Annotated in this window: 10 protein-coding genes; 7 read left to right on the forward strand and 3 right to left on the reverse strand. The window is 37.2% G+C overall.

Annotated elements, in window-relative coordinates:
- Window positions 1–11 precede the first annotated feature (11 nt).
- From BFM98_RS16175 to BFM98_RS16185, 3 genes are all read left to right on the forward strand, one after another.
- On the forward strand, window positions 12–824 hold the full coding sequence (locus BFM98_RS16175) for a hypothetical protein (RefSeq protein ID WP_066037908.1): 813 nt from the start codon (window positions 12–14) through the stop codon (window positions 822–824).
- A 95-nt stretch (window positions 825–919) separates the two neighbouring features.
- Window positions 920–2,551, forward strand: coding sequence for a YceG family protein (locus BFM98_RS16180; protein ID WP_066037909.1), 1,632 nt, complete (start codon window positions 920–922; stop codon window positions 2,549–2,551).
- A gap of 22 nt (window positions 2,552–2,573) precedes the next feature.
- Entirely contained in the window at window positions 2,574–3,608 is a 1,035-nt protein-coding gene (locus BFM98_RS16185) for a toxic anion resistance protein (protein WP_066037910.1), read from the forward strand.
- 124 nt (window positions 3,609–3,732) lie between these two features.
- On the opposite strand, the gene BFM98_RS16190 is transcribed toward BFM98_RS16185, so the two are convergent.
- Both BFM98_RS16190 and BFM98_RS16195 read right to left on the reverse strand, forming a co-directional pair.
- Entirely contained in the window at window positions 3,733–4,821 is a 1,089-nt protein-coding gene (locus BFM98_RS16190; protein ID WP_048394747.1) for an FUSC family protein, read from the reverse strand.
- A 135-nt stretch (window positions 4,822–4,956) separates the two neighbouring features.
- Complete coding sequence (locus tag BFM98_RS16195; RefSeq protein ID WP_048394744.1) at window positions 4,957–6,243, reverse strand: glutamate-1-semialdehyde 2,1-aminomutase; 1,287 nt, start codon at window positions 6,241–6,243, stop codon at window positions 4,957–4,959.
- Between the two features lie 129 nt (window positions 6,244–6,372).
- Between BFM98_RS16195 and bcp the strand changes: the two genes are divergently transcribed.
- From bcp to perR, 3 genes are all read left to right on the forward strand, one after another.
- On the forward strand, window positions 6,373–6,849 hold the full coding sequence (bcp, locus tag BFM98_RS16200; protein ID WP_048394742.1) for a thioredoxin-dependent thiol peroxidase: 477 nt from the start codon (window positions 6,373–6,375) through the stop codon (window positions 6,847–6,849).
- Window positions 6,846–7,790, forward strand: a complete 945-nt coding sequence (locus BFM98_RS16205; RefSeq protein ID WP_066037911.1) for a D-2-hydroxyacid dehydrogenase — start codon at window positions 6,846–6,848, stop codon at window positions 7,788–7,790. Before bcp ends, BFM98_RS16205 begins: the two co-directional genes overlap by 4 nt.
- A gap of 121 nt (window positions 7,791–7,911) precedes the next feature.
- Entirely contained in the window at window positions 7,912–8,355 is a 444-nt protein-coding gene (gene perR, locus BFM98_RS16210) for a peroxide-responsive transcriptional repressor PerR (RefSeq protein WP_004230508.1), read from the forward strand.
- A gap of 22 nt (window positions 8,356–8,377) precedes the next feature.
- Here perR and BFM98_RS16215 read toward each other — a convergent pair whose 3' ends face one another.
- A complete protein-coding gene (locus BFM98_RS16215; protein WP_048394737.1) occupies window positions 8,378–8,728 on the reverse strand; it encodes a YgzB family protein in 351 nt (116 codons plus the stop codon).
- Between the two features lie 149 nt (window positions 8,729–8,877).
- On the opposite strand from BFM98_RS16215, the gene BFM98_RS16220 reads away from it, so the two are divergent.
- Window positions 8,878–9,765, forward strand: a complete 888-nt coding sequence (locus BFM98_RS16220) for a nucleotidyltransferase-like protein (RefSeq protein ID WP_016994017.1) — start codon at window positions 8,878–8,880, stop codon at window positions 9,763–9,765.
- The last annotated feature ends 235 nt before the right edge of the window (window positions 9,766–10,000 follow it).

The raw sequence follows: 10,000 nt of genomic DNA on the forward strand, positions 1-10,000 counted from the left end.
AGGAGAATATGATGATATTATTTACATCTGATTTAGATAGAACCCTTATTTATTCTAAACGCATGATGGAGATGTTTCCGCCAACTACAGAGACAATCGTCGTTGAACACAAGGACGAAACAGCAATGAGTATGATGACACAGGCAACAGCACCCCTATTGCAACAGGTACACCAACATACTTTATTTGTACCTGTTACGACAAGAGCTTTACATCAATATCAAAGAATCCATTTTATTCATGATTTATGCCCTGCTTTTGCAATTACAAGCAATGGGGGTACAATAGTAGAAAAGGGTCAGCCATATGAAAAATGGACACAAACATTATCTAGACGTATTGAAGATTCCTCGATCCCTCGTATGGATATGCTAAAGCTTTTTCAGACGATTAAATCTGATACATGGCTACAACGATCTCTTTATATAGATGATCTTTTTTATGTACATCATGTAGATATTGATATTTTACCATACGATGAATTACAAGCGATGATTCAAGAGTTTGATATGCATGGTTGGCATGTTCTGCTACAAGGGAAAAAATTGTATTTTATGCCCAAGGTGCTGACAAAGGAAGCGGCTATAGAATATATAAAAGAGTTCTGTACATACGATGTGCATATAGCAGCAGGTGATTCTATTATGGATTATGGCATGCTTGCAATGGCTGATTTAGGTTTTACACCAAATCATGGAGACTTAAAGGATAAACAGCCAAAATTTTTACAAAATACAACTTACTCGCCTCACAATGGTGAAGCATTTACAAAGAATTTATTGGAAACAGTTTTACAGATGGCATCACAACAAACGATCGTATAGATGTTCAAATATTTTTGTTGTCATTAGGTGAGACGTCCTATGACAAATGAATGCTTTAGCATAGGCTGAGGATGATTTTTAGGAGGTGCGTTTGTATGCAAACAATCACAATTAAATCAGTGTTGGAGCGTCATCCTGATGATTGGCTACAGGCGTTTCAAGATTCACCAAAGGATCGTGCATTTTATGAAACAACAGAGCAGCAAGTAAGCTTTAGTAGAATTGCTGTTCGTGTATTGGGCGTACCAATCGAAGAAGATGATTATTTCAATTCATTATTTACATTGTCACAGAACACCAACATCCATATTTTAAGTGAAGAATTAAATAAACATATTGAACCAAAAGACTTTCAGGCAATACAAACAATCCTTTCGCAGCATCAACAAACTCCACAAGGTCTATCTATTAATCGTTTAGTGGCAATGATGTATGGTTATCAATTAATTCCTAAGCATGATGACAGTGTAATGAATCGCCATTTACAGTTAGCAACCATTAAAGTAGTAGAGCTCTTTCAAAAACAGCAATCGTTAGGTTTGCTAGCAAATGACTTTCGCCGTTTTTTAATTGATATGGTGAAATGGCTAAAAAACCATTGGATTCTATGGACAAAATCCATGAAACCAACAGATGATTTTCCTAAAGTAGTTTGGTATGGGGAAGCAACTCTAAGTCAGCGCTATTTCTTATTGTTATTAATGGAGCTCGGTTGTGATGTGTTAATTTTTCATCCAGCTAAAATAGATGAATTTGCTGAGATTGATCCTAATGATACTTTCTCTATCACATATGCGTATGCCAATCAAACAACTTTACAGCCATTTCCTGATAAGTTGCGTGACCGGCAGGCAACGGTTGGATATCGATCTAGTCAGCATTTTGAGCAATTAATGCATGATCAGCAATCAGGTGTCTATAAGCCTTGGCAGTTTAAAGATTTTATGCCACGCTCCTTAACATTACGGATGACATATGATGATATTTTTATTTATGCAAAAGAGAAAGCTTTGGTTCGACCACAGTTTGAAGTAATTGGGGATGAGATTGTCATTCCAGTCATATTTGCCAAAATTAGTGGGGTTTCGAGCAGACGGGAAGAATACTGGTATTATATGCATCAGTTATTAGCAAATCCGCAAACTGTTTTTGTCCAGAAATTCCCCTATGCACCAACGAGTAGAGCGAATTTCCACTTTCACTATAAGCATTGCCTAGTAAATGGAGAACTATCAGTAGAGCGTATTATGCAAAGTGATTGGTGGCAATACGATGAGTTAACATTGGAGCTACAGCGTGCGATTGCACACACGATAAAAACTTCCTGTGAGCAGCCCATGTTGAAACAGCAGCCAAATGAGACCTTATATGATTTACAGTTATTTTTATTTAAACAAATGTCGATGATTCCAGAGGAGATCCTAAGATTACTACAAAGCTTTGACTATTCCCAAGAGGTACCGAAGCTGGTATTATACCAAGCACCTCAACAACCAGCTTTATCACGTGAAGATATAGCGTTATTGGCCTTTTTAAATCGATTTGGTGTGGATATTGTTTTTTATAATCCGACAGGACAACTAGATTTAGAAAAGCATTTGCAAGAGGATAGTTATGATGTACACCGTTTAGAGCATATGCTATTTGACTTGCACTATGAAGAACCAAAGCCACAGAAAACTGCACCCGACAAAATCATAAAAAAACTCTTTAATCGTTTTTTCTGATGATAGGAAGGAGGCGGCACTAATGTCGAATAACTCGTTGACGCTGAAGCAGCTGACACTGGAAACAGCAGAAGCCTTCAAAGAACAGTTAAGGGATCATGCAGAGGTACGGCAAATTGCCAATCAAATCAATATAAAAAATCAGATAGAGCTATTAGCTTTAGGAAAAGAACCGTCTACAAAATTAGCCACTTTTGCAGATCAAATTTTAGCCATCATCACCCAGTCAACAACTTTCGAATCAAATGAATTATTTAAGCAGCTTGAAGCCCTTATGCAGACATTCGACAAACAAGATTTTACAGAGCAAAGGGGCTTTTTTAAAAAGCTGTTTGCACGTAAGACCAAAAATGATGGCGATTTATTTACGAAATATAATGGACTGGGGAGAGATATTGAGAAAATCCATTATCAATTTGTACTGATGGAAGAGGAATTAGCGAAGGATAACCGAGTACTTGCACGCTTATATCAAGAAGACCTCATGTACTATCTTGAGCTAGAAAAGTATATCGTAGCAACTGACATGAAGCTTCATGAGGTCCAAACAACATTGATTCCGATGTATGAAAAACAGAGTGAAGCAGGAAATCAGCTGGCGAAAATGGAGCTAAATCGTTTGCAAGGTATTGCAGAGATGCTCCAGCAAAAAATAGATGATTTAGAAAAATCGCGTATGGTGGCTATTATCACAGCCCCTCAAATCGATATGCTACGTAATGGTAACAGTGAATTGATAGAACAAATTAATGGGGCTTTTGTTAAAACCATTCCTGTTTTTAAAATGGGTTTGATGAATGCGGTTAATGAAAGACGTCAACAATTACAAAGTCAATCAGCCTCTGCCTTTGAAGATCGTATGAGGCAATTTGGGGGAGCTAGCAAGGAAGCGGTGCAATTAAGTACTGCCATGGCTCAACAAGCCAGCACTACCAAGACTCTTGAAGAAATGTGGGATACTATTGTATCAGGCATTGCCAATTATCAGCATTTACGTGCTGAACAAATGGTCAAACGCCAACAAGCAGAGCAACAATTGCTAACATTGCGTTCTTAGCTCCTTTCCTCTAAGTAGATTACTACTTGGAGGTTTTTTGTATAAAAAAAGCCGACAGACTTATCTTATTCAAAGGGTGATCAAAATCCCCCTGAATCAAGGTAATCTGTCGCCAAAATGTTAGCTATATGAATTCTTCTTCAAATTCTACATTGATTTCATGTCCATGATAGCTTTGGTAAGAAACAATAAGTGTATCAAGATGTTCTAAGTTTTCCTCATAATCTAAAATACGCGATAAAATATAGAGTAGGTGATAGCTAGAAAACTCCGTATCGCCTTCTTCACGAGCAAAGTTGATTTGCTTGATGAAAATTTCCATCAGCTCATTACGTTGGACATAGTCAATGCTTTTACTCCACTCCGAATGCTCAGGCTTTAGCTTCCCTGTATATTTTAAGAGCAATTGCTCATGGTACGTCAGCAAGGAATCAAGTCTCTCCTGAATCATTAAATGAAATTGGGTAGGGAGCTGAGCTAATTCATTTTCGTGATTATGCAAACGCTGTAGCAATTCCAAGCTTTTCTTGGAAGTTAAAATCATTTGACGATAGACTACTAGTTTGCGAGCTTTGACATATTTTTTATTTTTAAAGTAATTACGCTCTTCCTTATATAAATCATACAGCGTATCCACTCGTAGCATACGGTTTTTAAACTTACTTAATGCTGTTTTTGTGGATGTATGCTCAGAAGCTTGCCGTACAGCCAGTCGTGTCCAACGAATAATATCATCTTGTAAAATATAAATTTTGCGAAATAGTTTTACCTCGTATTTAGGTGGTAAGAACACAAGATTTACGACAAATGCTGCTAATACCCCAACTAATATCGTAACAAAGCGTATCAAACCAAATGTTAAAAAGTCATCCCCTTGAAATTCCATAATAGCTACAACTGAAACCAACGCTAGCGAAAGTGATTTTTCGAGTCTAAACTTTAACATTAAACCAATAGCTATTATGACAGCTATACCAATGGCAACGACATGGTGTCCAAAAAGCAAGCCGAAAATGACGGCAATTGTCGCACCTATAATATTCGCTTGTACTTGCTCCACAATGGTTTGGTAAGAACGATAAATAGAAGGCTGAATAGCAAAAATAGCTGCAATTCCAGCAAAAACAGGTGAAGGTAGTTTTAACAACTCTGCAATAAATAATGCAAATACGATAGCTACACCAGTTTTAAATACACGGGCACCTAATTTCATAAAGATGTCCTTTCTGTCTAATATTTTTTAGCTTCTTTACATTATAGAAGGAAGTGCTCATAAAATACATAGATTTGCATGGATGAATAAGAAAAAGGCGACTTCTACTTGCAAGTCGCCTTTTTCTTGTCAAGATTACAATTGAGAAAACGCAATATCTACTGCTTCAATTGTTTCCTGAATGTCTGCTTCTGTATGCTCAGTTGTTAAGAACCATGCTTCATATTTTGAAGGAGCTAGATTAATACCTTGCTCAAGCATGTGTTTAAAGAAGCGTCCAAATATTTCACCATCAGAGTTTTCAGCTTGCTCATAGTTTTCTACCTTCACATCTGTAAAGTAAATAGTAAGCGCTCCTTTAAGTCGATTTAACGTGATGGTTACACCATGTTTTTTAGCAGCAGCTAAAATACCTTCTTCTAAAATTGCGCCTAATCTATCCATTTCCTCATATATACCTGGTGTTTGTAGTACTTCTAGGCAAGCAATACCCGCTTGCATAGATGCAGGATTTCCAGCCATCGTACCCGCTTGGTATGCTGGGCCGAGTGGTGCAACAGTATCCATAATCTCTTTACGTCCGCCATATGCACCGATTGGTAAACCACCACCAATAACTTTACCAAGTGCAGTTAGATCAGGTGTTAGGCCAAGTAAATTTTGAGCGCCACCATAGTGGAAGCGGAAGGCCGTGATGACTTCATCGTAAATCGTTAGGGCCCCTTTTTCCTTTGCTATAGCATGTACTAATTCAAGAAAGCCTGGCTTTGGTTCAACGATACCGAAGTTTCCTACTATTGGCTCGATTAAAATAGCTGCAATCTCCTCGCCCCATTTATCCATGGCTTCTGTAAAGGCTTCAGGGTTATTAAAAGGTACAGTAATAACTTCTTCAGCAGTCGAAGTTGTCACGCCCGCTGAATCTGGTGTTCCTAATGTTGCTGGACCTGATCCGGCAGCCACTAATACTAAATCAAAGTGCCCGTGGTAGCAACCAGCAAATTTCATGATTTTTGTACGTCCTGTATAGGCACGTGCCACACGAATCGTTGTCATAACAGCTTCTGTACCAGAGTTGTTAAAACGTACTTTATCCATCGACGGAATGGCTTCCTTTAACATTTTTGCGAAAGTAACTTCATATTCAGTCGGCGTCCCAAACAATGTACCATTTTCAGCTGCGTGCGTAATGGCCTTTGCAATATGAGGATGACCATGACCAGTAACGATTGGACCATATGCTGCTAGATAGTCGATATAACGATTGCCATCTACATCCCAAAAATAAGCGCCTTTTCCTCGCGCCATGGATACAGGAGAACCGCCACCTACTGCTTTATATGAACGAGAAGGGCTGTTTACACCACCAACAATATGCTGTAATGCCTCTTCATGTATTGCTTCAGATTTTGCATGATTCATAGAATTGCCTCCTAACTTTTTATACGTAATCTATTGTAGACCTATCGGTGTAAGAAATCCAAAGAAATTAAGGGATATGACTTGATTTGTTACTTAGAGTAAAATAGGACCTACAGAGGAGGAGATTGTATGACATTACTAGAAGGACAAAAGGCGCCGGATTTTTCTCTATTGAACGAAAAGGGCGAGATGGTGCATTTAGCTGATTTTAAAGGAAAAAATGTTATTTTATACTTTTACCCAAAGGATATGACACCAGGCTGCACGACGGAGGCATGTGATTTTCGCGATAAGTTTGAGGACTTCAGTCATTTAAATGCTGTTGTTCTGGGTGTTAGCCCAGATAACGCAAGCAAGCATACAAAATTTATTGATAAGCATGGTTTGCCATTTTCATTATTAGTGGATGAGGACCATGCTATTGCTGAAGCTTATGATGTATGGGTTTTAAAGAAAATGTATGGACGTGAATATATGGGCATAGAGCGTTCAACGTTTTTAATTGATGCTGAGGGGAAGCTTGTAAAAGCTTGGCGCAAAGTTCGAGTGAAAAATCATATTGAAGAAGTATATGCTTATTTAGCAGAACAGGAGGCAAAACAATGAGAATCTATTTTACATTTGAACCTAGACTAGATTTACGAGAGCCATTAGTAGCAGAATTTCCACAGCTTGAATTTATCTTTGAAAAGAGCATATCAAATGAAGAGCTTCAACAAGCGGATGTATTAGTTACATATGGTGAAGATTTAACAGAAGAGAGTATTCAATCTGCGACAAAGCTAAAATGGATTTTTGTTGCATCGGCAGGTATAGAAAAAATGCCAGCTCAGGCTATTATTGAACGCAGGATTCTAGTTTCAAATGTTCGTGGCATTCATAAAACGCCTATGGCTGAATCGATTCTTGCTCATATTTTAGCCATTAAACGAGCTTTGCCTTGGATGTATGAGCAGCAAAAGAAAAATGAATGGTCGAAAAAAACGCAACAAACGGAATTACGAGATAGTACGGCACTTATTTTGGGGCCAGGTGCCATTGGTTCGGAAGTTGGGCGTTTATTGCAAGCTTTTGGTGTTACAACAATTGGATGTAACCGCTCTGGTAAAGAAGCGGCCTATATGAATACGATGATTAGTTTTACCAATTTGAAAGAAGCACTACCTCTTGCAGATATCGTTATTTCTGTATTACCAAAAACAAAAGAAACGACCCATTTATTAAAAGAAGAGCATTTTGTTGCGATGAAAAACAATGCGATCTTCATGAATTTTGGTCGAGGTAATTTAGTTGATGAAAACGTACTCATTCAAGCGATTGAAAGAAAGCAAATAGGACACGCAGTTTTAGATGTATTTGAAGAGGAGCCTCTGACATCCGACAATCCATTATGGACATTACCAAATGTTATAGTATCACCTCATGTATCCAGTCATTCTTCTCGTTATGTTGAGCGTAGCTTAGAAATTTTCAAGCCAAGCCTAACAAAATGGCTAAAGGGTGACACGGATTTAGAAAATGTTATGGATTTATCAAGAGGATATTAAGGAAAAAACCATTGATTTATTGAGGATAAGCAATGTGTGATTGTTGACGAAGTAGTACGAATTGGATACACTATTTATAACAATTATAAATTAATAATACTTATGGAAGAGGTGCATGACGATGTCTGCAACGCATTTACAAGATGCACTGGACACGTTGAAAACAACTGGTGTACGTATTACTCCTCAGCGTCATGCTATTTTGGAATATCTAATTCAATCAATGGCACATCCTACTGCCGATGAAATTTATAAAGCTCTTGAGGGTAAGTTCCCTAATATGAGTGTAGCGACTGTTTATAACAACCTGCGTGTATTTCGTGAAGTAGGTCTTGTGAAAGAGCTAACTTACGGGGATGCTTCAAGTCGCTTTGATTTCGTGACAAACGATCATTACCATATGATTTGTGAATGCTGTGGTAAGATCGTCGATTTCCATTATCCTGGACTCGACGAAATAGAGCATTTTGCATCACAGGTAACAGGCTTTGATGTGCATTCGCATCGCTTAGAGATATACGGCACTTGTCCATCATGTAAAGTTGCTACTGCTAAAGTACAATAAAAATCCTAGCTCTTAAAAAGGGCTAGGATTTTTTTGTTTTATTATAGGATTGATCGAACTCTTTACCTTCTAGAGTAGGATCAAGTGTTAATGGCTCATTGCAATACATGCACATATCTACTCGGCCTAAAACCTTTGTATGTTTATGGCAATTAGGACACTCTACTTGAATAGCTCTTGTTGACAGTAATCCGATCCACGCATATACAACTGTGCTACCGATAATACAAAGAACACCTAGTGACATGAAAATTAAAACTAATATCGGGCTGTTTTTAAAGAAAATGCCTCCGTACATGACAATAAAACCAAAAAAGATTAGTGCTAATGCGAATGAACGAATTTTATTAATTTTACTTTTATAAGGTTTCATATTTCATCTTGCCTCCCAATCTAAAATCTACTATAACATATAAGGGCAAAGTATTTTAGCTTTGAACTGAATGAAAGAAGGAATACTTTTAGAGTATGTCGAATTTTTAACGGAACAAAACAACCTATATGAATAAAGGAGGGCTGAACATGGAGCAAGTACTGCGTCCGATATATCAAGAACGTGCGAGTCAGTCGAATACATTAGGCGTAATTTTAGTGGAAAAGCGTGAAGAACAAAGTAACGTTACAGATACATTTGATACGGTTTTACTCATTATCGTAAAAGAAGCAGAGCAACCAGTCTTTTCAAAACATTACTTATATGAAGGAAATAAAATCGCTCTACATACTGTTACGGAGAAATTAATTCGAAAATGGTTACTCATCGGTTCAAATAGAAAGGTTGTTGATTGGATATTCTTCGGTAGAGTATTATTTGATCGGAATGAATTTCTGCATAAACTAAAAATAGAATTGCAGGAATTTCCGTATAGTGGTCGTAAAATTAAAACAGGTATTCAATTTTCAAAGTTAATTCGTCGCTATTTGGAGGGGAAAGAATACTTTGATAAAGGAAGTTACTTAGATGCTTATAATCATGTTGTGGATTCCCTACATCATCTAGGCCGCCTATCTATTATCGATAGTGGCCTGTATCCTGAAGTAACTGTTTGGGCACAGGTGAAAAAAATCGAGCCAGCCATCTATAAGCTGTATGAAGAGCTAGTGACAAGTAATGAGCCAATAGAAAAGCGCTTAGAATTATTGTTTTTAGCAAGTGAGTTTTTAATCCACTCTCGTACACGAGATGGGGCACAGCATATATTAGAAGTCATGCAAACAAAAGAAATGTGGACTATTCAGGAATTACATGATCATCATGAACTTGTTAATTACTCAGTGGATTTAGAAGTGTTTGTTGAGTATCTAGTGGATAAAGGCTATATTCAAATTGAACCCATTGCAGCGAAAAATGATAGGATATTTCACCGTCATTACAAGGTAAATAAAGATGCTCTAGAAATGGGGCAATGACTGTAGTATGCTTGTAATCGAGGTATCTAAAAAATACCTCGATATTTTTTTAGAAAAGTAGTTGACGAATAATATCTTAGTATTGTATTATATTAATTGTCGCTAAGACATAAACGAATAACTCAGAAAAACACAAAAAACTTTTTTAAAAAAGTTGTTGACATGTTTTGAATGAGATGTTAATATAAAGAAGTCGCTGAAAAACGACTTAAATAATGAACCTTGAAAACTGAAC

The sequence above is a fragment of the Lysinibacillus sp. AR18-8 genome, assembly GCF_001705465.1.
Taxonomy (GTDB): domain Bacteria; phylum Bacillota; class Bacilli; order Bacillales_A; family Planococcaceae; genus Lysinibacillus; species Lysinibacillus capsici.

What these genes read in the sequence shown, in the direction of transcription:
- BFM98_RS16175 (WP_066037908.1), top strand. Translation starts at nt 12, where the DNA reads ATGATATTATTTACATCTGATTTAGATAGAACCCTTATTTATTCTAAA.
- BFM98_RS16180 (WP_066037909.1), top strand. Translation starts at nt 920, where the DNA reads ATGCAAACAATCACAATTAAATCAGTGTTGGAGCGTCATCCTGATGAT.
- BFM98_RS16185 (WP_066037910.1), top strand. Translation starts at nt 2,574, where the DNA reads ATGTCGAATAACTCGTTGACGCTGAAGCAGCTGACACTGGAAACAGCA.
- BFM98_RS16190 (WP_048394747.1), bottom strand. Translation starts at nt 4,821, where the DNA reads ATGAAATTAGGTGCCCGTGTATTTAAAACTGGTGTAGCTATCGTATTT.
- BFM98_RS16195 (WP_048394744.1), bottom strand. Translation starts at nt 6,243, where the DNA reads ATGAATCATGCAAAATCTGAAGCAATACATGAAGAGGCATTACAGCAT.
- bcp (WP_048394742.1), top strand. Translation starts at nt 6,373, where the DNA reads ATGACATTACTAGAAGGACAAAAGGCGCCGGATTTTTCTCTATTGAAC.
- BFM98_RS16205 (WP_066037911.1), top strand. Translation starts at nt 6,846, where the DNA reads ATGAGAATCTATTTTACATTTGAACCTAGACTAGATTTACGAGAGCCA.
- perR (WP_004230508.1), top strand. Translation starts at nt 7,912, where the DNA reads ATGTCTGCAACGCATTTACAAGATGCACTGGACACGTTGAAAACAACT.
- BFM98_RS16215 (WP_048394737.1), bottom strand. Translation starts at nt 8,728, where the DNA reads ATGAAACCTTATAAAAGTAAAATTAATAAAATTCGTTCATTCGCATTA.
- BFM98_RS16220 (WP_016994017.1), top strand. Translation starts at nt 8,878, where the DNA reads ATGGAGCAAGTACTGCGTCCGATATATCAAGAACGTGCGAGTCAGTCG.